Source organism: Mycobacterium liflandii, from assembly GCF_022354805.1.
GTDB classification, from domain to species: Bacteria; Actinomycetota; Actinomycetes; order Mycobacteriales; family Mycobacteriaceae; genus Mycobacterium; species Mycobacterium marinum.
The window spans coordinates 3464017-3486787 of record NZ_CP023138.1 but is presented as its reverse complement, the minus strand read 5'-3'; the positions used below and the strand labels follow the sequence as shown (position 1 = coordinate 3486787).

Annotated in this window: 15 protein-coding genes and 2 pseudogenes; 8 read left to right on the top strand and 9 right to left on the bottom strand. The window is 66.4% G+C overall.

Going from position 1 to position 22771, the window contains the following annotated elements:
• Nucleotides 1-6: 6 nt before the first annotated feature.
• From CKW46_RS15680 to cobN, 3 genes and pseudogenes are all read right to left on the bottom strand, one after another.
• Nucleotides 7-885 (bottom strand): type 1 glutamine amidotransferase domain-containing protein, encoded by an 879-nt coding sequence (locus tag CKW46_RS15680; RefSeq protein WP_011740273.1) that lies wholly within the window; start codon nt 883-885, stop codon nt 7-9.
• 10 nt (nt 886-895) lie between these two features.
• Nucleotides 896-1285, bottom strand: a complete 390-nt coding sequence (locus CKW46_RS15675) for a PPOX class F420-dependent oxidoreductase (RefSeq protein ID WP_117437649.1) — start codon at nt 1283-1285, stop codon at nt 896-898.
• 105 nt (nt 1286-1390) lie between these two features.
• Nucleotides 1391-4962 (bottom strand): annotated as a pseudogene (cobN, locus tag CKW46_RS15670) (cobaltochelatase subunit CobN).
• Between the two features lie 56 nt (nt 4963-5018).
• Here cobN and CKW46_RS15665 point away from each other — a divergent pair.
• A complete protein-coding gene (locus CKW46_RS15665) occupies nt 5019-5219 on the top strand; it encodes a hypothetical protein (RefSeq protein ID WP_015355697.1) in 201 nt (66 codons plus the stop codon).
• Between the two features lie 3 nt (nt 5220-5222).
• On the opposite strand, the gene CKW46_RS15660 is transcribed toward CKW46_RS15665, so the two are convergent.
• The gene (locus tag CKW46_RS15660) at nt 5223-6764 is read right to left on the bottom strand and encodes a molybdopterin-dependent oxidoreductase (protein ID WP_482053344.1); all 1542 of its coding nucleotides are present in this window, start codon (nt 6762-6764) and stop codon (nt 5223-5225) included.
• 162 nt (nt 6765-6926) lie between these two features.
• Between CKW46_RS15660 and CKW46_RS15655 the strand changes: the two genes are divergently transcribed.
• Together CKW46_RS15655 and CKW46_RS15650 are read left to right on the top strand one after the other, a co-directional pair.
• Nucleotides 6927-7754 carry an SDR family oxidoreductase gene (locus CKW46_RS15655; protein WP_117437652.1) on the top strand — a complete coding sequence of 276 codons (828 nt, stop codon included), beginning with the start codon at nt 6927-6929 and terminating at the stop codon, nt 7752-7754.
• Nucleotides 7751-8647: an oxygenase MpaB family protein gene (locus tag CKW46_RS15650; protein WP_482053343.1), complete on the top strand. Its 897-nt coding sequence runs from the start codon at nt 7751-7753 to the stop codon at nt 8645-8647. The genes CKW46_RS15655 and CKW46_RS15650 overlap by 4 nt, the downstream gene beginning before the upstream one ends.
• An 85-nt stretch (nt 8648-8732) precedes the next feature.
• Here the strand turns inward: CKW46_RS15650 and CKW46_RS15645 are convergent, their stop codons facing one another.
• Nucleotides 8733-9479 carry an adenylate/guanylate cyclase domain-containing protein gene (locus CKW46_RS15645; RefSeq protein ID WP_482053342.1) on the bottom strand — a complete coding sequence of 249 codons (747 nt, stop codon included), beginning with the start codon at nt 9477-9479 and terminating at the stop codon, nt 8733-8735.
• Nucleotides 9480-9509: 30 nt separating this feature from the next.
• On the opposite strand from CKW46_RS15645, the gene CKW46_RS15640 reads away from it, so the two are divergent.
• The 4 genes from CKW46_RS15640 (at nt 9510) to CKW46_RS15625 (ending at nt 16119) form a co-directional block, all read left to right on the top strand.
• Nucleotides 9510-12230 carry an AAA family ATPase gene (locus CKW46_RS15640; RefSeq protein WP_499017976.1) on the top strand — a complete coding sequence of 907 codons (2721 nt, stop codon included), beginning with the start codon at nt 9510-9512 and terminating at the stop codon, nt 12228-12230.
• 669 nt (nt 12231-12899) lie between these two features.
• Nucleotides 12900-14009 carry a precorrin-3B synthase gene (gene cobG / locus CKW46_RS15635; protein WP_011740282.1) on the top strand — a complete coding sequence of 370 codons (1110 nt, stop codon included), beginning with the start codon at nt 12900-12902 and terminating at the stop codon, nt 14007-14009.
• A gap of 17 nt (nt 14010-14026) precedes the next feature.
• A complete protein-coding gene (locus CKW46_RS15630; protein ID WP_012394735.1) occupies nt 14027-14653 on the top strand; it encodes a precorrin-8X methylmutase in 627 nt (208 codons plus the stop codon).
• A complete protein-coding gene (locus CKW46_RS15625) occupies nt 14650-16119 on the top strand; it encodes a precorrin-2 C(20)-methyltransferase (protein WP_015355691.1) in 1470 nt (489 codons plus the stop codon). The genes CKW46_RS15630 and CKW46_RS15625 overlap by 4 nt, the downstream gene beginning before the upstream one ends.
• Here the strand turns inward: CKW46_RS15625 and CKW46_RS15620 are convergent.
• The 4 genes and pseudogenes from CKW46_RS15620 to bla all read right to left on the bottom strand — a co-directional run bounded on the left by CKW46_RS15620 (nt 16116) and on the right by bla (nt 21959).
• Entirely contained in the window at nt 16116-17342 is a 1227-nt protein-coding gene (locus CKW46_RS15620) for a class I SAM-dependent methyltransferase (protein ID WP_117437658.1), read from the bottom strand. The genes CKW46_RS15625 and CKW46_RS15620 overlap by 4 nt on opposite strands.
• A 32-nt stretch (nt 17343-17374) precedes the next feature.
• On the bottom strand, nt 17375-20371 hold the full coding sequence (locus CKW46_RS15615; RefSeq protein ID WP_499017972.1) for an MMPL/RND family transporter: 2997 nt from the start codon (nt 20369-20371) through the stop codon (nt 17375-17377).
• The gene (locus CKW46_RS15610) at nt 20368-20799 is read right to left on the bottom strand and encodes an MmpS family transport accessory protein (protein WP_015355689.1); all 432 of its coding nucleotides are present in this window, start codon (nt 20797-20799) and stop codon (nt 20368-20370) included. The genes CKW46_RS15615 and CKW46_RS15610 overlap by 4 nt, the downstream gene beginning before the upstream one ends.
• Nucleotides 20800-21150: 351 nt before the next feature.
• Nucleotides 21151-21959 (bottom strand): annotated as a pseudogene (bla, locus tag CKW46_RS15605) (class A beta-lactamase).
• Between the two features lie 255 nt (nt 21960-22214).
• Between bla and sigC the strand changes: the two are divergent.
• Entirely contained in the window at nt 22215-22769 is a 555-nt protein-coding gene (gene sigC, locus CKW46_RS15600) for an RNA polymerase sigma factor SigC (RefSeq protein WP_012394740.1), read from the top strand.
• Nucleotides 22770-22771: the final 2 nt, after the last annotated feature.

Sequence of the window (22771 nt, the reverse complement as noted above, 5' to 3'; positions counted from 1 at the left end):
CGCAGGTCAAGACCCCGCATCGGGATGCCGCGAGCTCAATTTCCACGACAACACCTGCGCAAACGTGTGCGTATCACCTGGCCAGCGCGCTGACACGTAGCCGCCGTCGTCGACCACAAACGCCGGCCGCGAGTCGGTCGCGGTGTCACGCACCATGCCGGAAGTCTTGAGCCATCGGTGCGGGGCAGTGCGAGCAACATCACAGAAGTCGGTGGGATCTTCAAGCGCTCGGGTGACTTCCGCCTGCACCGACATGTATCCGCGGGCCTGGCCCGGCTCCTCGGTATAGGTGCGGTAGTAATCGGGATCCCAGCGGCGGGTGCGGCGGGTGAGCTGCCACGCCCGCCGCTCCAACGCCCAGGTCAGTGCGGTCGTCCGGCGCCCGTAGAGCACCGATCTGCCGGTAGCCGGATCGATGCTACGAGCGGCGAGCAAGACGCCATGACAGATCGCGGCCACGATCAGCCCACCCGCAAAGGCCTCTACCACCAGCCCCTGCAGTGTCTGGCTGTCGATGTAGCTGCGCATTCCGCGGGCCCGGTGCCCGCCCGGAAGCAGCAGTGCGTCGACCCCGGCCAGAGTGGCTTGTGCCCAGCTGAGGGGGTGCTGGAACTCGACCGACTGCCGCATCAGTGCATAGCAGCGGCGACCGTCTTTGTTGGCTCGAAGCATCCGACCGATGAGCGAGACGGAACCCAAGACGGGAAGCGCCGACCAGATGTCCAAACCTCGGCCGCTCACCATGATGTCGTCGGCGATCCCCGTAGCACCGCTTTCGGTGGCAAAAATGACCCGATGGCCGTCTTGGGTCAGCACGCGCCAGCTGACCGCAACCTCGGTGGGGTCGAAATCACGGTCCGGGATCGGAATCAGGACGGTGCCCATGCGATCGGCCCTAGGCCACCCTGAGCTCGAGTCCGACGTTCTTGTCCATGCCGCCGCGCAGTTTGCTGAATAGGTTGAAGACCTTGTCCACGATGCCGTAGCGCTTGCCGATCGCGTCGTACACGGCCGCCGTTTGCGACTTGTCCAGGATGGCGGCGGTGCCTTCGACGGCCTCGCTCTTCGGACGACCGCGCATGTCGCAGATGGCCAGCGTGACACGCGGTGTGTTGCGGATCCGCTTGACCTTCCACGACTTTCCCTCGGTGATCACCAGCAGGCGGTCACCGTGGTCACCGTCCAAAGCGGCCCAGACCGGCACCGGCTTGGGTCGGCCGTCCTTGGTGAAGGTGGTGAGCAGGATGTATTGCGCCTTGGCCAGATCAGCGAACGTGGGTGTCACGCTGTCAACCTACCGCGGGCCGGTTCCCCTAGCTCGCGAGCAGACACAGAATCGCACTCGGAGGGCTATCCGAGTGCGATTCTGTGTCTGCTCGCGCCGGGGGGGCTACCCCTCCAGATCACCCTCGGTTTCCAGCAGCGCCTGGCGCAGAGCGTCGAGCGTCTCGGGCTGCGGCTGAGCCCACATCCCGCGCCCGGCCGCCTCCAGCAGTCGCTCGGCCATGCCGTGCAGCGCCCAGGGGTTGGACTCCGTCATGAACTTGCGGTTCTCCGGGTCCAGCACATAGCGCTCGGTGAGCTGCTCATACATCCAGTCGGCCATCACCCCGGCAGTCGCGTCGTAGCCGAACAGGTAATCGACCGTCGCCGCCATCTCGAAGGCGCCCTTGTAGCCATGCCGGCGCATGGCGGCCATCCAGCGGGGATTGACCACCCGCGCCCGGAACACCCGGGTGGTCTCCTCCGACAGTGTTCGGGTGCGGATCGCGTCGGGGCGAGTGTTGTCGCCGATGTAGGCGGCCGGCGCTTGGCCGGTCAGGGCACGCACGGTGGCCACCATGCCGCCGTGATACTGGAAGTAATCGTCGGAATCGGCGATGTCATGTTCTCGGGTGTCGGTGTTCTTGGCGGCCACGGCGATGCGCCGGTATTGGCGGTTCATGTCGTCGACCGCTTCGCGGCCCTCCAGGTCGCGTCCGTACGCGAATCCGCCCCAGGCGGTGTACACCTGCGCCAAGTCGGCGTCGTCGCGCCAGTTGCGGCTGTCGATCAGCTGCAACAGCCCGGCGCCATAGGTTCCCGGTTTGGAGCCGAAAATCCTTGTGGTGGCTCGCCGTTGGTCGCCGTGCTGAGCCAGGTCGGCCTGGGCGTGCGCGCGTACGTAATTGTCTTCGGCCGGCTCATCGAGTTCGGCCACCAGCCGCACGGCATCGTCGAGCATCGTCACCACGTGCGGGAACGCGTCGCGGAAGAACCCGGAGATCCGGACCGTCACGTCGATGCGCGGCCGGCCCAGCTCGGCCAGTGCAATGGGAGTCAGGTCCACCACGCGCCGGGACGCCTCATCCCACACCGGCCGAACGCCCAGCAGCGCGAGCACTTCGGCGATGTCGTCACCGGCGGTGCGCATCGCCGAAGTGCCCCACACCGACAGCCCCACCGACTGCGGCCACCGCCCGTGGTCATTGCGGTATCGAGTCAACAGTGAATCCGCTAGCGCCGCACCGGCTTCCCAGGCTAGCCGGGATGGTACGGCCTTGGGGTCCACCGAGTAGAAGTTACGTCCGGTCGGCAAGACGTTGACCAGACCGCGCAACGGCGACCCCGACGGACCCGCGGCAATGAAGTGTCCGTCCAGGGCACGTAGCACCTGGTCGATCTCGGCTTCCGTCCCGGCCAGCCGCGGCACCACTTCGGTAGCGGCGAACCGCAGCACCGCCGCCGCCTCGGGATTGTCGGTGATCTGTTCGACGGCAGCGCAATCCCAGTCCGCGGCCTGCAGCGCGGCCACCAGACCACGGGCGGCCGCCTCGATCCGGTCCACTGCCGCACGCTCGTCCGTGCCGTCCTCGGCCAGGCCGAGTGCCTGGCGCAAACCGGGTAGCGCCTGCGCACCGGCGAACAGCTGGCGGGCCCGCAGAATGGCCAGCACTAGATCGAGTTCGGTCTCCCCCGTTGGCTTTTGCCCGAGGATGTGCAGGCCGTCGCGGATCTGGACATCCTTGATCTCGCAGAGCCAACCATCGACATGCAGCAGCATGTCATCGAAGCAGTCCTCTTCCGGGCGCTCGGTCAGCCCTAGGTCGTGGTCCATCTTGGCGGCCCGGATCAGCGTCCAGATCTGCTGACGGATGGCCGGCAGCTTGGCCGGGTCCAGCGCCGCGACGTTGGCGTGCTCATCGAGCAACTGCTCCAGCCGGGCGATGTCACCGTAGGTTTCGGCGCGGGCCATCGGCGGGATGAGGTGATCGACCAGAACCGCGTGTGCCCGCCGTTTTGCCTGGGTCCCCTCACCGGGGTCGTTGACCAGGAACGGATAGATCAACGGCAGATTGCCCAGCGCGGCATCGGATCCACACGCCGCCGACATGCCCAGCGTCTTGCCCGGCAACCATTCCAGATTGCCGTGCTTGCCCAGGTGCACCACCGCATGAGCCCCGAAGCCCGCATCCAGCCAGTGGTAGGCGGCCAGATAGTGATGACTCGGCGGCAGGTCCGGGTCGTGGTAGATCGCCACCGGGTTTTCCCCGAAGCCGCGTGGCGGCTGCACCATCAACACCAGGTTGCCCGACTGCATCGCGGCGATGACGATTTCGCCATCCGGATCATTGCTGCGGTCGACGAACAGCTCCCCCGGCGGCGGACCCCAATGCTGGGTCACCGCATCGGTCAGCTCGGATGGGAGCGTGGCAAACCAGCGCCGATAGTCCTTGGCGGATACCCGGATCGGGTTACCGGAAAGCTGACCTTCGGTGAGCCAGTCCGGATCCTGGCCGCCGCGCTCGATCAGCGCGTGGATCAGCGCGTCGCCATCGGCCGCTTCGACACCGGGCAGCTCGCCCACCTGGTACCCACGTTCGCCCATAGCCCGCAGCAGCGCCACCGCACTGGCGGGGGTGTCCAAGCCGACCGCGTTGCCGATGCGCGCATGCTTGGTCGGGTAAGCCGAGAACACCAACGCCACCCGTTTGTCGGCGGGGTCAACGCCGCGCAGTCGCGCGTGCCGCAGCGCCAGGCCCGCGACCCGGTCGCAGCGCTCCGGATCGGCGACATAGGCGATCAGGCCGTCGTCGTCGATCTCCTTGAACGAGAACGGAACTGTGATGATGCGGCCGTCGAACTCCGGTACCGCGACCTGAGTCGCGACGTCGAGCGGGGACAGTCCGTCGTCGTTGACGCACCATTGCGCCCGCGGGCTGGTCAGGCACAGCCCCTGAAGAATCGGAATATCCAGGGCCGCGAGGTGTTCCACGTTCCAGCTGTCGTCATCACCGCCGGCGGATGCGGTTGCCGGCTTGACCCCACCGGCGGCCAGCACGGTGACCACCATGGCATCGGCACTACCCAGCGTTGTCAGCAGCTCCGGCTCGGCGGTGCGCAACGAGGCGCAGTACGCCGGAAGCGCACGTCCGCCCGCGGCTTCGATCGCCGCGCACAACGCCTCCACATAGGCGGTGTTGCCGGCCAAGTGTTGCGCGCGGTAGTACAGCACGGCAATGGTGGGACCGGCGCTGCCGGCATCCGGTCGCCGCAGCACCCCCCAGGACGGGATGGCAACCGGCGGACCGAAACCAACGCCCGTCATCAGCACGGTGTCGCAAAGGAACGAGTGCAACTGGCGCAAGTTGTCCACGCCCCCTGCGCCAGGTAGATGTGAGCCTGCAGCGCGATACCCGCCGGGACCGAGGAACGGTCCATCAACTCCGCGTCAGCGGCCTGCTCGCCGCTGACCATGACCGCGGGGACGCCGGCGGCCAACACGGCCTCGATGCCGTCCTCCCAGGCCCGGTAGCCGCCGAGAATCCGCACCACCACGATCGCGGCGTCGGTTAGCAGGTCCGCCAGCTCCAGATCGGACAGCCGCGCCGGGTTGGCCCACCGATAGGCCCTGCCGCTGGATCGGGCACAGATCAGGTCGGTATCCGACGTCGACAACAGCAGGATGGTCGGCTCAGCCACCAGTCATTCGTACCGCAGCGCCCTCATGGCGACGAATCGGCACGTAGGGTTCCCATATGAGCAGGGGTTTCGTCGTTACCTTCGCGGTCGGGCTGATCATCGCGCTATTCGGGTCGATCTGGGCGCTGCAGGGATTCGGAGTGCTCGGCGGCAGCCCGATGAGCAACACCACCACCTGGTCTGTCATCGGGCCGATCACTGCGCTGGTCGGCATAGTGATCGCGGTGATCAGTTGGCGCAGGATGTCGTCTAAATAGACCTCACTTGTCCACCACGGTGAAGGTCACCGTGTGCCAGCCGGTAGCGCCATCGGGAACCGGATCGGCCCGATCTTCGGTTTGCACCGCCCCGGTGTTGTCGATGGCCCGCACAGTAATGGTGTGAGTCCCGGGGCTTTTGGCCTGCCAAGGCAAACTCCACAACCGCCACGTCGCATTGGAATAACTCGCGCCCAGTTCAGCGCGCTGCCACCCGCCGTCCCCGATACGGACCTCCACGGCCCGCACGCCACGATTCTGCGCCCATGCGACACCGCCGAACACCACGGGCCCCACCGGCACCTTCTGACCTCTTTTCGGCACATCGATCCGCGACTCGGTCTTGATCGGCGCCCGCGCGGCCCAGCCCTGCCGCGTCCAGTACGCCTTGGCCCTGTCGAACCGGGTCAGCTCCAGCTCGACCACCCATTTGGTTGCCGACACGTAGCCGTAAAATCCGGGCACCACCAGGCGGGCGGGGTAGCCATGCTCGACCGGCAGGGGCTGGCCGTTGAGGCCCAGCGCTAGCAGCGCTTCACGGCCGTCGGTGAGGGCCTGCACCGGAGTACCGGCGGTGAACCCGTCGATTGAAGTCGAGAGCACCATATCGGCGGTTTTGTGCACACCGGCGGCCGACAACAGATCCGCGACCCGGTATCCCGTCCAGATGCCCGTTGAAATGAGGTTTCCACCAACCGGATTGGATACGCAGGTCAGTGTGGCCACCGTTTCGACCACGTCGAATTGGGTGAGGTCGTCGAACGTGTAGCTGATTTCGCGGTCCACCATGCCGTGAATGCGCAGCCGCCAGTCACCGCGGCTGAGTTGCGGCACAACAAGTGCGGTGTCGATCCGGTAGAAGTCGGCGCTAGGTGTGATGAAGTCCGGGAGCGCAACACCTTTCGGTTGCACATCGGCCGGTATTGGCGGCGCCGTTGTTCCTGGCTGGGGAAGGGTGAATGCCTTGCGGTCGGCCGCCACCGAATGCGCCAGGCGCACGAGGACCGCACCCGTTACCCCGGTTACGACTCCGAATCCCAGCAAGCCCAACATGATCAACCTGCGCCGGCCGGCGTCCGACTGGTCGCCGCTGCCGTTCGGATCCTCTGCGTCGGGCCAGAACCGGCGCATCAGCACGCGCAGCAGCAGCACACCGCAGGCGGCGCCCGCGATGGTGGGAATCGTGTCCAGGAGGGTCCCACCCTGGCGCGACAGCACGGCGGCGCAGCCGAGAACACCCGCCGCGGCGATCACGGCGCTGCCGAGCGGGCGGCGCTGGGTCTCGAGGGTCCCGGCCAGCGCCGCCAATGTCGCGATCACTACGAGCACCACGATGGCTAGGAAGGGTTTGTCCAGTGGACCGAGGGCCTGGATCGCCCACTCTTTGATCGGCCCCGGGGTGATATCGATGACCGCAGAGCCGACCGCCGTGCGTGCGTCGGCGCGCGTCCCAAACGGGATGCTGACCACCTGGGCGACACCGAGCGCGACGGACGCAGCGGCAACCCCGGCAAGCATCCGCTCGTTCGCCGAGGGCCCCGCCATCCCAGCGACTCTACTCGCGCCGCTCTCTGCCAGCGCAAAAGTTCCGCCGCACAAGCAAACCAGCGCATTCGGCACGGTTGCGTCTGCCACTGGCGGAGCCGGTGCGGATCCCTCCGTTGATGTGGGTTCCTGGGGACAGTCGCCAAGTCGTACCGTGTAGCGATGACATCTTCGGTTGCCGGAAAAGTCGTCGCCATCACCGGTGGGGCTCGCGGAATCGGTCTGGCTATCGCCACGGCGCTACACGGCTTGGGCACCAAAGTCGCGATCGGCGACATCGATGTGTCCACGGCCAAATCATCCGGCGACCGGCTCGGGCTGCCGCTGGCCTGCGGATTGGATGTGACAAAACGGCAGTCGTTCACCGCTTTCCTCGACACCGTCGAGGACAAGTTGGGGCCACTGGATGTCCTGGTGAACAACGCCGGTTTGATCTCGGTGGGCAGCGCGGTCGATGAGCCTGACGATGCCACTCACCGCCTGTTCGACGTGAACGTCCACGGCGTCATCCTCGGCACCAAATTGGCCATGCAGCGGATGCTGCCCCGACGCCGCGGGCACGTCATCAACATCGGCTCGGTGGGCAGCATGCTGCCCACCGAAGGCATCGCAACCTACTGCGCCACCAAGCATGCCGTGCTCGGCTACACCGACGCGGTCCGAATGGAAACCCGCGGCAAGGGAGTCCATTTTTCGGTGATCATGCCGACGCTGACCAATACCGAAATGGTCGCCGGTGTCGGACATGCGAAGGGCTTCAAGAATGCCGAGCCGGAAGACGTCGCGCGGGCGGTCGTCGGCGTGATTGCGAAGCCGGAACCCCATGTGGCCGTGCCTCGTTCGCTGGGTGTGACGCTGTGGGCGCAGCGTCTGATGCCGTTGGGCCTGGCGGAGGCGCTTGGCCGCGCGCTGGGGTCCGGGCGCGTTTTCACCACCGATCTGCGACGCGACCAGCACGACGTCTACACCCGGCGGACCGGCATTTCGTGACCCCGGTGAACACTCGCGTCGACCTGGGGCCCGAGTCGCTGCTCTGGCGCTGGGCGGGCGACATGCGAATCGCTTTCGAGGGCGGTACGGCGGGTCTGATGCAGACGATGCATCCCGCGATCGGCCAAGGGCTCATCGACCACTCGAACTTTTTCGACGATCCGGTAGACCGGGTATTCCGTTCACTGCCCGGCATTCTCGGCACCATCTACGACGGACCCGATGCGGACGCGACCGGGATCAGGGTGCGCGACTTCCACCGCGACATCAAGGGCCAACTGCCCGACGGGCAGCGCTACCACACACTCAAACCCGAGACGTACTGGTGGGCACACGCCACCTTCCAGATGATGGTGCACCGGCTCGCCGAGCACTGGGATGTCCACCGGTTGACCGATCGCGAACGCGAACGCCTTTACCTCGAGGGCTGCGAATGGTACCGGCGATACGACATGACCGACTCGGTGCTGCCCCCGACGTTGGCTGATTTCAACCGTGAATACGAGCGCTACTGCACCGAAGTGCTGCAGCCCAACGCTGCTTCGGATTTTCTGATCGAGTTCATCCAGCGCACGGCGATCCCCGACATGAGCACCTCGCCGGATTATCCGAGCACTCCGCTGCTGCGCCCGATCATGGACGCCCTGCTGCCCACGATGCCGGTTCGCACCGCGCTGGCAACGCCGATGCGCCTGGTCATCTTTGGCGGTCTGCCTCCGGTTGTGCGGGAGCGCTTCGGGATTGGGTGGTCCGGCGTCGACGAGGCAAGCTATCGCGCGTTGCGGACCACCATCAAACAGGGTTGGCGCACCGTGCCCGCGTCGCTGAAGTGGCACGACACCGCGCGCCGGAGCTGGCTTCGTGAGCTGGGCCGCATTCCACGCCGGTTCTAGCCGGGGGCAGCACAGCACCGTGCTTCGCGGGGACTGACCGCCCGCGACAACCGCTAGTTGCCGATCTGGGCTCGGTAGTTCCGATTTACCCGGTCCGCTCCCCCAGCACTCGAAAGTGGGTGATCGGCGCATCGATTTCCGCCATGGCCACAGCTGCGCACCCCTCCAAGTCGAAATGGTCACGTACCAGGGCCGCAACGGTGTGCGAGACCACCGCGGCGCCCGGCGGCGCCTGGCCGGACACCCGGGTAGCAACGTTGGCGGCCAGCCCGTAAACGTCGTCTCGAGTGATGTCGGAGTACACCAGCCCGCGATGCACCCCGGCTCGCACGGCGATCCCCACGCTGAATCGGCGTTGCGCGTAGTCGCTGAGCTTGCTGACCTCTCGGGTGATCTCCAAGCTCGCCCGCACGGCACGGTGCGCGTCGTTGTGCTGCCCCGCCCGATGCCCGAAAACCACCAGCAGCCCATCCCCCTTGGTCGAGGCGATGCGCCCGTCATGGCGGTCCACGATTCGCTGGACCAGATCGCGGTAGCCGCCCACCAGTAGCCGATACGGTTCGGGATCCAGCCGGGTCGACAGCACCGTGGAGTCGACCAGGTCGGCGAACACGATCGTCAAGCGCCGGATCTTGCCCCCGTCGCCCGGGGCCGCCGCCAGCACGCCCCGGGCCTCGATGTTTCCCTGTTCGACCGCCAGCACCTGCTGCGCGAGAGCATCAGCCACACCACGGTCGCCCCGGTTGAGGGCCAGCACGGCGCGGTCCAGCAGCTCGTCGAGCGACCCAGCGGCGCGGTTGGGTTGCTCGGGGCGCGGCTGACCCTCGCTCACGTCAATATCGTGTCACCTACCCGCATCGGCGTGAAGTGGCGCGATCGGGCACCCGGCGTCGGAGCAGCGCGGCCCGGGGCATTTTCCTTCCCCGATCACCCGCCGACGGTGACACGATTGTTGGCGATGCCCGACTCCAGGCCGCGCGGTGCGGCGAACGACGACGTTGACCATCCAGCTGGGACGTCGATCGATGAATTGCTGGATCAGGCGGTAGCGGCGATCAACCGTGGTGATCGAGGTGCCGCCAGTGAGCTGGCCGGGCAGGTGCTTGCCGTCGACTTAGGCAACGCCGATGCCGAGGATCTGCTGACGCTGCGCAGCACCGGCGGTGAGATCCGCCGCTTGACCATCCTGTTCGCCGACCTGGTCGACGCCACCATTCTTTCGACCCGACTGGAGCCCTGTAGCTACGGGCTGTTGGTGGGCCGCTATCGAGACCTGGTGCTGGAGATCGCGAACCGGTTTGGCGGCCACATCGGCTCGCCGAAGGGCGAGGGGCTGCTGGCGGTATTCGGCTACCCCCAAGCCCATGAGGATGATGCGCGCCGCGCCGTGTGGGCGGGTTTGGAAATCAGCCACCAGGTGGCCCGCCTCGGTGAACAGCTGCGCCGCCGCGTCGGGAGTCAGCTTGCGGCCCGGGTGGGGATTCATCGCGGGCTCGTCTATCTGGACACCGGCCAAGACGACGTCTACGGACTCGGTGCCAACCTGGCCGCGCGCGTGGCGGGCCTGGCCCCGCCCGGAGCGGTCGTGGTCTCCGACGTCGTTGCGCCGTTGCTTCAGGGCGCCTTCGAGCTGCAGGAGTGCCCGGCTGCGGCGGTCAAGGGAGTCGTGGAGCCGATCGTGCATCACCGGGTACTGGGCGAGCGGGAGACTGCTGCCAGATCCGCGCGGGGGCCCCTGGTGGGGCGCGACCGCGAGGTCGCGCGGCTGCAAGACAACTGGGCAGATGTTCAGGCCGGCACTCGCGCCACTGCCGGGCTGGTGTTGTGGGGCGAGCCGGGGATCGGGAAGTCCCGGTTGGCGGCCGCGGCCGCCGGGATCGCCGAGAACTCGGGGGCGGTGGTGCTGGAGTTGGCTGGATCGTCGCTGCACGCCGACGCCGGTCTGCACCCCATCCGCACCTTGCTGGAACATCGCAGCGGCATCAGCCGGCTCACCCCGCAGGACGAGCGGCTACGGCTGCTGGAAGCCGAGGTCAGCGCTCGTGGTCTGGATCCGCTGACCACGGTGCCGCTGTTGGCGCCGGTACTGAGCATCGCACCCGAGTATGGATATCAGCCGGCGCCGGCCGAAGGCCGCCGGCTCTACGAACTGATCAAGCAAGCGGTGCAGGACTATGTGCTGGCCAGTGTGGGTGATCGCGCCGGACTGGTGATTGCCGAAGACGCGCACTGGTTCGACCCGTCGACCATCGAGATGCTCGGCTCATTGCTGGCCAACGGAACCGGTCGACTACTGCTGGTAATCACCGGACGCCCCGGCGACTGGCTTCCGCGGCAGTGGCCGGTCGAAGTGATCGAGTTGAAGCCGTTGACCCAGGAACAGACCGATACCCTGATCGACGCTCTGGATCCCGGCCTGTCCTCGGACGATCGCGCGGCGATAGCTGGCCGTTGCGACGGCGTGCCGTTCTACATCGAGCAGGTCGTCACCGGCCTGCGCACCAGCGGAGTTCCGGAGGGCCTCTACGAGCCCCTGCTGGCCCGGCTGCGCGCGAGCGCCAACGTCGTCCCGGTCGTGGAGGCCGCCGCGCTCATCGGCCGCCACCTGGATCGTGGCTTGTTGACCTCGGTGGTCGACCTGAGTGACGACGCGCTCGACGATGTCCTGGGCGAACTCGAGGATGCGCAGGTGTTCGAGCCGTGGGGTACCAACGGCTGGCGATTCCGCCACGAGTTGCTTCGCGAGGTAGCCGCGGAGTTGGCACCGCCCAGCGTCCGCCGCGAACTGCATTCCAAGGTGGCCAACGCCTTGATCGGCGGGGCGGGCGGCGAACCCGACTGGCAGCTGGTAGCCGCACACTACGAGCGGGCCGAGAACCACGGCGAGGCCGTAGCGGCGTACCAGCGGGCATCCACCGCCGCCAGACGCCGCGGCGCCGTCGGCGAGGCCCGCGGCTACCTGACAAACGCACTCACGCAGATCGATCGACAGGGGGCCGAGCGCGCCCGCGATCTGCGGGAGATGGCGGTGCGGCTGGAACGGGGGTTTCTCGCCAGCGTTGCCGAGGGCCCGCTCAATCGCGCCACCGCGACCGACTTCGAGTGCTGCCTGCGGTTGGGCGGGGCCGAGGTCCGTGATGACGAGGTCTTCGAGACGTTGCTCGCCCTGGCCGGGTATTACTTCGCGGTGGGCGACCTGGCCCGCTCTACCGGAGTATTCGAGGCGTTACGCGCTGGCCTCACCGACGGGCGGGAGTTCTTCGGGTTGTTGATCAGGATCTGTCTCGGCATCGCAGCGTGGCTGCGCGGTGCGTTTGCCACCGCGGGCCCGCAGATACAGTGCGCCGTCGAGGAGTTGCTGGCCGCAGACCAGCACACAATCGAGGCCATGTGGTTCGCGCCGACAGATCCGCTGACCATGGCACACGGTGTGCTGGCTCTCGATCGGATCGCCCACGGCGATCTGCGCGCGGCACAGGCCCAGGTTGCTCAGGCCGCCCGGCGGGCCGACGGACTCAGCTTCCCGCACGGTCCCTTCAGCGTCGGCTTTGCGCGGTTCTTCGAGATTTGGGTGGACGTCTAAGCCCACCGGTTCGACCACGCCGCGGCGGCGGCCTCCGGCCTGATCGACCACGCCCAGCGGCACGGGTTCGAGGTGTGGGCACTGTGGGGTACGGCGCTGCGGGCCACGGTCGACGCGCTGGCATCGATTGGGTCGGATGACCCGGCCGTGATCGGCGCGAGCATCGCGCGCGCAACCGAACTGGTGCAGACCGTTCGCGCGGCCGGTTTAACGGTGTACGTCACCCTGTTCGAGGGTGCCCTCGGGCAGGCGCTGGCCGCCGCTGGGCATCGCGAGCAGGCCCGCGCCCGCTTGGAGGAGGCGATCGCGTTGGGCCGTAGCACCGAAATGTGCTTCTACGAAGCCGAATTGTTGCGGCTGCGCGCACATACCCAGGACGACCCCGCCACCCGTAGTTCGGAGCTGGCCGCCGCCCTGGACCTTGCCCGCCGACAGGGCACCCCGCTCTACGAATTGCGCGCCGCACTCGATGATTTCGAACTACGCGGGGGCCCGCCCGCCAGGCGCTCGTGGAAGCTTTCAACCGGATGCCCACCGATAGCCCGCTGCCCGAACTGGCGCGTGCTCGCCGCATGCTGGCCTGAGCCGCTGCGTGGGTCACCCCACTTTCGGGGCCGCACCCGGAGTCGGTTGATACGGCGCGCTTGCTGCGTCCCGTACCGTGAGCAGGTGACCCGTGCGCGTGATGCCGACGCCTGTCCGGGTGCGCTGCAAGTGCATCAGGCCGCCGACGGCGCTCTGGTGCGGGTTCGGTTGCCCGGCGGCCGGCTCACCGCCGACCAGTTGGCGGCGCTTGCCCGCGCCTCCAACGAGTTGGCATCGGCAACGCTGGAGCTGACCGCCCGCGGCAACCTGCAACTGCGCGCGATCACCGACGTGATGGCGGTGGCCGACGCCATTGCCAATGCCGGGCTGTTGCCGTCACCCACCCATGAGCGGGTCCGCAATATCGTGGCCTCGCCACTGTCTGGCCGCGTCGGCGGGCTGGCCGACCTGCAGTCGTGGGTCGGCGAGCTGGATGCCGCGATTTGCGCCGAACCCCTGCTGGCGCAATTGGGCGGCCGGTTCTGGTTCAGCATCGACGACGGGCGTGCCGATGTGTCCGGGCTGGGTGCCGATGTGGGTGTGCACGTGTTGGCAGACGGATGCGCGGTGCTGCTGGACGGGCGTGACACCGGTGTCCGGCTGGCCCCCGACGACGTGGTGCCAACCCTCACGGAGCTGGCCGTGAGATTCACCCAGATGCGCGGAAACTTCTGGCGGGTAAACGAATTGATCGATCCGAGCGTCCTGGTTCCCGGCGCCGCGCCGGGCTCGCGATTTCCGGCCGTCACCAAGGCTCCGGTGGGCTGGATACCGCAACGGGACGGCCGCGTCACGCTGGGCGCTGCGGTGCCGCTGGGGATTCTGCCCGCCCGCGTCGCGGAGTTCCTCGCCGCGATCGAGGCTCCGATAGCGATCACCCCGTGGCGATCGGTGCTGGTATTTGATCTCGATGAAGCCATCGCCGACACCGCACTGCGGGTGCTCGCACCGCTGGGGTTGGTGTTCGACGAGAACTCTCCCTGGCTCAACGTCAGCGCGTGCACCGGCAGCCCCGGCTGCGCCAGCTCGGCCGCCGATGTTCGGGCGGATGCGGCGCTGTCGGTGCGTACCGAAGCCGCAGCTTCCGGGGTGCACCGGCACTTCGTCGGCTGTGAGCGGGCGTGTGGGAGCCCGCTGGCGGGTGAGGTATTGGTAGCCACCGCGCAGGGCTACCGGCTGCTGCGAAAAGCCTGACGTCTTAGGGTGAGCGAGTGCTCGACTACATCCGTGACGCCGCGGAGATCTATCGACAGTCGTTCGCGACCATCCGCGCCGAGGCCGATCTGAGTCGGTTTCCCGCCGATATCGCACGGGTGGTGGTACGGCTGATCCATACCTGCGGACAGGTCGATGTCGCCGAGCACGTGGCCTACACCGCTGATGTGGTCACCCGGGCCGGGACCGCGCTACGCGATGGTGCCCCGGTGTTGTGTGATTCCTCGATGGTGGCGGCCGGGATAACCGTCGCACGGCTGCCCGCCGACAATCAGGTGGTGTCGCTGGTCGCCGATCCCAGGGCGGCCGGGCTGGCCGCGCGACGCGAGACGACCCGCTCGGCGGCCGGGGTGGAGCTGTGGGCGGATCGGCTGGCCGGCGCGGTGCTGGCGATCGGCAACGCACCCACCGCCCTGTTCCGGCTACTCGAGTTGATCGACGAGGGGGCGCCAGCACCGGCCGCGGTGCTGGGCGGTCCGGTGGGCTTCGTCGGCTCGGCCCAGTCCAAGCAGGAACTCATCGACAGACCGCGCGGCATGTCCTATCTGGTGGTAGGTGGCCGCCGCGGCGGTAGCGCCATGGCCGCGGCCGCCGTCAACGCGATTGCGAACGACAGCGAATGACCGATCGGGGCACACTGTGGGGTGTCGGGCTGGGGCCCGGTGATCCAGAGCTGGTGACGGTCAAGGCCGCCCGGGTGATCGGCGAGGCGGATGTGGTGGCTTACCACAGCGCCCGGCACGGCCGCAGCATTGCCCGCGGCATCGCGGAACGGTATCTGCGGCCCCGCCAGATCGAGGAGCATCTGATCTATCCGGTGACCACCGAAACCACCGATCATCCCGGCGGTTACGCCGGCGCGCTCGAGGACTTCTATGAGCAGGCCACCGAGCGCATTGCCGCGCACCTCGATGCCGGGCGCAACGTGGCGCTGCTCGCCGAGGGAGACCCGCTGTTCTACAGCTCATACATGCACCTGCACACCCGGTTGACCCAGCGGTTCGACGCCGTCATCGTGCCGGGGGTGACCTCGGTGAGCGCCGCCTCCGCGGCCATCGCCACCCCGCTGGTGGCCGGCGACGAGGTGCTGTCGGTGCTGCCCGGCACCCTGCCGGTTGCCGAGCTGACCCGTCGCCTCGCCGACGTCGACGCGGCCGTGGTGCTCAAGCTGGGACGTTCGTATCACAATGTCCGCGAAGCACTTTCGACTTCCGGCCAGCTCGATGACACGTTCTACGTGGAGCGAGCCAGCACGCCGGGGCAGCGCGTGTTGCCAGCCGCCGACGTCGACGAAGCCAGCGTGCCCTATTTTTCGCTGGCCATGCTGCCTGGCGGCCGTCGGAGCACGGTGGTCGCCGGCACCGTTGCCGTGGTCGGATTGGGCCCCGGCGACACGGACTGGATGACGCCACAGAGCCGCCGGGAGCTGGCACGGGCGACCGACCTGATCGGCTATGGCCCCTACCTGGACCGGATTTCGGTCCGTGACGGCCAGCGGCGTCATCCCAGCGACAACACCGACGAACCCGCCCGAGCCCGGCTGGCCTGCTCGCTGGCCGAGCAGGGGCGCGCGGTGGCGGTGGTGTCTTCTGGCGACCCGGGCGTGTTCGCAATGGCCACTGCCGTGCTCGAGGAGGCCAAACAGTGGCCCGGGGTGCCGGTTCGGGTCATTCCCGCGATGACGGCGGCCCAGGCCGTGGCCAGTCGGGTCGGCGCCCCGCTGGGACATGACTACGCGGTGATCTCGCTGTCGGACCGGCTCAAGCCGTGGGAGGTGATCGCGGCACGCCTTGGCGCTGCCGCCGCGGCGGACCTGGTGCTGGCGATCTACAACCCGGCGTCGAAGACTCGGACGTGGCAGGTCGGCGCGATGCGAGAGCTGCTGCTGCAACACCGGGACCCAGGCACTCCGGTGGTGATCGGCCGCAATGTGTCCGGACCCGATGAGGATGTCCGCGTGGTGCGCCTGGCCGACCTGAACCCAGCCGACGTCGACATGCGCTGCCTGCTGATCATCGGCTCGTCCCAAACCCAGTGGTATGCCGTTGATTCGACCGACCGGGTGTTCACGCCCCGCCACTACCCCTAGCCGGCTGGGCCGGTATTGAGCGCCACCGCAATGAAATCCAGCCGCCACAGCGACTTGAAGAGGTGGCGGCCGAACTCCTCGAGTTCGGCGATGCCGCCCCCGGGGCCCTCGCCGCTTTGCGCGACACCGGCCACGATTTCTCCAATGGTGCGACGGCCGTCGACCTTGCGTAAGAAGGCCAGCTGCTCTGGCTTGGGCGTCATCTGGAAACCGGGCCAGATCATTTCGTTGCCCGACACCACACAGCGCGTCCGCAGCACCGGAACGTAGTCCAACGCGTCTGCGGCCGAAAAGTCAATCGTGTAAGACTCTTTGGGCCGATCCGGGTGACAGGCCATGAACAGATGGACGCCGTTCAATGTTTCCACGCGCTCCATCACCGACCACAGTTTCGGCTCCGGCAACGCGTTCACCGCCGCATAGAACTTGCTGTTGGGCACGAAGAAATCGTGCGGATAGTACGGTGTCTTCTGAAACCAGCCCTGGAATACCAATCCGGCGTCCGCGACGAGGTCGACGCACTCCTCCACGGTGTAGCTGCGTTGGCGGCCGTGCAGAAAGGTATCGACCAAGGCAGCATCGGAGGTCAGGTCCCGAGCCTTTTTCAGATAGTTCTGAACCGGATGGTAGGGCGGCATCAGAGCGATGGCTTCCTTGACCATCGTCACCGAAACGTCGTCCTGGCCCAGACCCAGGTCGCGGAAAACCGAATCCAGCAGATCGACGCCGATGCGACCGTACTTGCCGTACAGCATCGCCGCGACCACGCCATCGGGGCGCAGGCAACCGGCCAGCGCCTTCATTCCGGTCAGCGGATCTGCCATGTGGTGCAGGACGCCGCTGGATACCACGAGATCGAAGTCACGCCCCAGCGTGTGCAGGTCTTCGATTGGCAGCAAATGCAACTCGAGGTTGGTCAGCCCGTACTTGTCTTTCAGATACTGCTGATGATCCAGTGAAGTCTGACTGACATCGACGGCGACGACCTTCGCCGATCGATTCGTGAACGCGAAAATCGCTGCCTGGTTGGTTCCGCAGCCGGCGATCAAGATATCGAGATCGGGCTGGTATGCCCGGTCCGGCCACAGAATCCGGTGGGAGTACACCGGATCGAACCACTCCCAGTTGGCTGAGGTCCATGCCGGCAAATCCTCGATGGGATGCGGGTAGACCCACCGCTGGTACTGACGAGAGACGATGTCGGCACGCGGATCGTCGTTCACTTCGGCGCTGGCTCCTTCGGTTGTCGGGCCAGCTAACGAGCGCTCCCGCCAGCACCGCCCGTCTCCGGCGCCGGAGCAGCTGCTGGGACAGTGGCCGGATCGCCGTTAGAACGTTCAGGCGAACCACCGTATCCAGCCGGCTGGGAAGTCGCCACATCTGTGGGCTCGCCCAGCAGCAGGGAACGAACCAGCCGGCGCGGCCCGAAGGGGCCCAGCATGTAGCTGGCCGGGCGCGGCCGCACTCGCAGCGGCCACCAGAACCAGCGTCCGAGCAGCGCGGCCACCGATGGCGTCATCAGCGAGCGCACGATCAGGGTGTCGAACAACAGGCCGAGACCAATCGTGCTGCCGGCCTGGCCAATCGAGCGCAGGTCGCTGGCAACCATGGACAACATGGTGAAGGCGAACACCAGTCCGGCCGCGGTCACCACACCGCCCGTTTCACCCATCGAGCGAATGATGCCGGTCTTCAGTCCTGCGCCGATCTCTTCCTGGAAGCGCGAAACGAGCAGCAGGTTGTAGTCGGATCCGACCGCCAACAGAATGATCACCCCGAACACCGGCGCGATCCAGTTCAAGTCCAGGCCCAGGATGTGCTGCCAGACCAACACGGACAGCCCGAATGCGGCGCCCAACGACAGCAACACCGTTCCGACGATCACCAGTGAAGCCACCAAGGCCCGGGTGATGATCACCATGACCACGAAGATCAACGTCAGCGCCGCGATTCCCACGATCAGGATGTCGTACTTGGAACCGGTTTGGATGTCGTTGTAGATCGCCGCTGTCCCGGTGAGATAGAACTTGGCGTCGGCCAGCGGCGTCCCCTTCACCGCTTGGCGCGCGGCATTGAGTTCCGGCTTGACCGCCGCGATACCTTTCGGAGTTGCCGGGTCGGAGTCGTGGGTGATGATGAAGCGCGCGGCCTTACCGTCCGATGACAAGAACAGTTTCAGACCCCGCTGGAAGTCAGGGTTGTCGAACGCTTCCGGCGGCAGATAGAAGTAGTCGTCGGCCTTGGAAGCGTCAAACGCCTGGCCCATCGCGCTAGCGGTGTCGGTCATCCGCGACATCTGTGTGACAAGCCCCGAGAAGCTGCTGTGCAGGGTGAGCAGCGTGCCTCGCATGGAGGTTGCCACCGCGATCATCGACGGGAACTCGGCCTGCATCCGGGGCAGTATCGAGTCGACGTCGTTCATATCGCCGATCAGCGCGTCCATGTTCTCGCTGAACTTGTCGACGCCGTCGATGGCGTCAAAGACCGATCGCGACGCCCAACAGACCGGGATGTTGAAGCAGTGCTGTTCCCAGTACAGGTAGCCGCGGAACGGTCGCGCGAAATCATCGAAATCGGCCAGATGATCCCGCATTTCGTTGAGCGTGACCCGCATTTCGCCCATGTCGCCGACCATCCGGTGCGTCGTGCCGCTCATCTGACCCAGCAGACCCTGCATGCGCTCCATCGAGGCGATCATGGCGCCCAGGTCGTCGCTCATCTTGAGCATGTCGGCCGTGCGCTCTTTCATGAACTTCAGATTCTGTTGTATCGGCAGCGCTTGCATGCTGACCTGGAACGGAATCGACGAGTGCTCGATGGGGCTGCCCAGGGGCCTGGTGATGCTTTGCACCTGCGCGATACCCGGTGCCCGGAACACCTCCTTAGCGATCCGGTCCAGCAGAATCATGTCCGAGGAATTACGCATGTCATGATCGCCCTCGATCATGAGGATGTCGGGGTTCAGTCTCGCCGCACTGAAATGCTGCTCCGCGGCGACGTACCCAACGTTGGACGGCAAGTTACGCGGGATGTAGTAGCGATCGTTGTAGCTGATCTTCATGCCCGGCACGACCATCATCCCGACCAGGGCAATCAGCAGTGACGCCACGAACACCGGCCCAGGCCAGCGGACGGTCGCGGTACCGATGCGCCGCCAGCCGCGGACCTTGATCATCCGTCGCGGATCGAGCAGGCCGAACCGGGTGGCCACCGCGACGATGGCCGGCGCCGCCGTCAGCGCACCGGCAATGACAACCAACAACCCCAACGCAGAGGGGATGCCCAGTGCCTTGAAGTAGGACAGCCGAGCCAAGTGCAGACAGAACCTTGCGCCGGCGATCGTCAGCCCCGAGCCCAAGATGACGTGATAGGTGCCGCGGAACATCGAATAGTAGGCCGTCTCGCGATCTTCACCGGCCTGGCGTGCCTCTTGGTAACGGCCGATGAGAAATATCGCGTAGTAGGTGCCCGCCGCGATTGCCAGCGATGACAACATGGCCACGACGAACGTCGAGAACCCCAGCAAATGGTGGTGCCCGAGCAGGGCGATGACTCCCCTGGCGGTGCCCATCTCGAAACCGACCATCGCCAACACCAGCAGCACCGTGCTGACCGAGCGATAGACGATGAACAGCATGATCATGATGACCACGCCGGTCACGCCCATCATCTTGAACATGCTCTTGTCGGCGGCCTCGTTCATGTCGGTGGTCAAAGCCCCCGGACCGGTGATGTAGACCCGCATTCCGTCAGGTGGCGGTGACCGGTCCACGATGGCGCGCACCGCGTCGACAGACTCGTTACCCAGGGTGCTGCCTTGGTTTCCCGCGATGTTCAGTTGCACGTAGGCGGCTTTGCCGTCGCCACTTTGAACACCCGCGGCCGTGATTCGGTCCGCCCACAGGTTGTGGACGTGCTGGACGTGTTCGGTGTCGGCCTCCAGCTTTTGCACCAGGCCGTCGTAGTAGCGGTGTGCGGCGTCGCCGAGTTCCTTGTCGCTCTCGAGAACGATCATCACGATGCTGTCCGAGTCGGACTCGTGGAACGTCTTGCCGATGCGCTTGGCGGCGATCATCGCGGGCGCATCTTGCGGCGACATCGTCACCGCGTTATCCCTTGCGACAAACTCGATTTGCGGCACGAAGACATTGACCGCGATGGTCAGCAACAGCCAGATCAGGATGATCGGTATCGCGAACGCGCGCACCATCCGCATGAATCGGGGGCGGTCGTTGCCGCTCTTGCCGCTCATGCTGCTTTCACCAAGCAGAAGGTCTGGGCGTGGTGTCCCTGCGCGGATTGCTCGTCCTTGACGTCACCGTTGACGGTGATGCGACAACCAATGCTGTCGCTGTTGCCCTGCGCCACGATGTTGGCGATGATCGCCGGGATTGTCGTCGTGATCGTGCGGGTCCAGGGCAGGGTGCTGAAATCCGCTTCCTCGGGCTCGGCGTTCTTGTTCAGATAACTCACGCTGCCAGCCGTACCACTTGGCCCAAAAACCTCGTAGGTCAATTGTTTTGGGTTGAACGGCACGATGGTCTCCACGCTGCTGCCGGTCGACGAGAAGATCTCGTCGGAGCCGAACACACCCCGAAGACGATCGACCGCTGTGCCCCCGATGGCGACCGCGATAACAACAACGATCGGCACCCACGCCCGCTTCAGAAAGGTGAACACTTACGTTTCCCTTCGCTCATGGCCCCTAGCCACCGAATTAGTCTGGCTCGCCCGCTGTCGCGTGGAATAGGGCCATTTGCCCCTGCGAGCGGTGGTCATCAGGCCCAAAGAACGCCCCGCCCTGACCACGTCAACACCACTTTCACCGCCCCACGCATGCCGGCACGACACGGGACGACCAGTTGCTGACATGCGCCAACTCACCCGTCCCCTCCTTCGCTCACGACATCCTCCCGACGACCATTTATACCATACCCCGTAGGGTATATATGAAGGCCGGCGGAGCGAACCAAGACGATGCCGATACATGTGGCTAGCGCACGCCGCCGGCCAATTCAGGCAAATGCAGGCTCAGGCAGACCACTGTGCGAGAACGTCGGCCACGCACTTGGCCGCGTCGGCTACCAGCGGATCACACCAGGGGGCCTCGGGGCCGCCGCCGACTCGATCGGTCATGATCGCCACCACGTAGGGCGTGCCACCCGGTGACCACACCACCGCAACGTCATTGGCCCGTCCGTATTCGCCCGAGCCGGTCTTGTCGATCACCCGCCAGTCAGCCGGGAATCCGGCCCTGATTCGCTTGGCACCGGTGGTGCTGCGCCCCAACCAGTCGATCAGCTTGTCGCGCTTCTCGGGGAGCAACGCGTCACCGAGAACCACCTGTTGATAGTCCATAGCGATGGCATGGGGGGGTCGCGCACGTCTCCGGGCGGATTGCGGTTCAGCTCTGGTTCCATCTGATCAAGCCGGCTTACCGAGTCACCCAGGCTCCGCAGGTACTCGTTGAAGGCCGCGATACCGCCGATGTCCTGGAGCAACAGATTGGCCGCGGTGCCGTCGCTGTAGCGAATCGTCGCATCGCACAGCCCGCCGATGCTCATCCCGGTCGCCAGATGCTGCTCGGTGATCGGCGACGTCGACCGGATATCGGCACTGTTGTAGGTGATCACCGTGCCGAGATGGGCAATCGAATACCGGTACAGGACCGCGGCACCGAGCAACCCCTTGAACGTGGAGCAGAAGGCGAATCGTTCATCGCCGCGATGCTCGACCGCCGCCGTCGCGTCGGTTCCCGGCACGTACACCCCCAGTCGTGCCTCGTACTTCTGCTCGAGTTCAGCAAAGCGGCTTTCGAGGTCCGGGCTGGGCACCGCCATCGTCGAGGCCAAGTGTTGATCACTGGCCGCTTTGGAGCATGCCGAAAGCGGGACCAACGCAGCCATCGCCGCTAGCAACTGACGCCGGTTTACCGCCGACCGCGGGTTTGAGGGACGCATATCGCGAACGAGTGTCCCACGATCCCGGTTTCAGCGTGTCGCTTCCCCGGCGCTGCGGCGTGGGGCGGCCCCGCCGCGGCGCTCTACGACGGCCGGTCGTAGGGCGCCGCACCTGCCCGGTTAAGGTATTTGCCCATGACCACGTCACCGGACGACGAGGCCGTCACAGCATTGGCTCTGGCGGCCGCGGATGGTGACGCGCGGGCATTCGAAGCGTTCATCAAAGCCACCCAGCAAGACGTGTGGCGTTTTGTGGCCTACCTGTCGGACGCGGGCAGCGCCGACGATCTGACCCAGGAGACCTTCCTGCGCGCCATCGGCGCCATCCGGCGGTTCGGCGGGCGGTCCAGTGCTCGAACCTGGCTACTGGCGATCGCACGGCGGGTGGTGGCCGATCACATCCGCCACCTGCAAGCACGGCCGCGCGCCGCACACGGGGTGGACCCCGAGCTGCTCCTTGACCGTGGACGGCGCGCTCGCGGCTTCGAAGACCTGGTGGAAGTGACCACGATGATCGCCCAGCTGACCTCCGATCAGCGGGAGGCGCTGCTGTTGACCCAGCTGCTGGGCCTGTCCTACACCGACGCCGCCGCCGTGTGCGGCTGCCCGGTGGGGACCATCCGGTCCCGTGTCGCCCGGGCGCGCGACGCGCTGCTCGCCGACAACGAGCGCGACGATCTAACCGGCTGACG

Bases quoted from the DNA above. Each gene is read 5' to 3' on its own strand.
- CKW46_RS15680 (WP_011740273.1), bottom strand. From the start codon at position 885: ATGGGCACCGTCCTGATTCCGATCCCGGACCGTGATTTCGACCCCACC.
- CKW46_RS15655 (WP_117437652.1), top strand. From the start codon at position 6,927: ATGACATCTTCGGTTGCCGGAAAAGTCGTCGCCATCACCGGTGGGGCT.
- CKW46_RS15665 (WP_015355697.1), top strand. From the start codon at position 5,019: ATGAGCAGGGGTTTCGTCGTTACCTTCGCGGTCGGGCTGATCATCGCG.
- CKW46_RS15625 (WP_015355691.1), top strand. From the start codon at position 14,650: ATGACCGATCGGGGCACACTGTGGGGTGTCGGGCTGGGGCCCGGTGAT.
- sigC (WP_012394740.1), top strand. From the start codon at position 22,215: ATGACCACGTCACCGGACGACGAGGCCGTCACAGCATTGGCTCTGGCG.
- CKW46_RS15615 (WP_499017972.1), bottom strand. From the start codon at position 20,371: ATGAGCGGCAAGAGCGGCAACGACCGCCCCCGATTCATGCGGATGGTG.
- CKW46_RS15660 (WP_482053344.1), bottom strand. From the start codon at position 6,764: ATGGCGGGGCCCTCGGCGAACGAGCGGATGCTTGCCGGGGTTGCCGCT.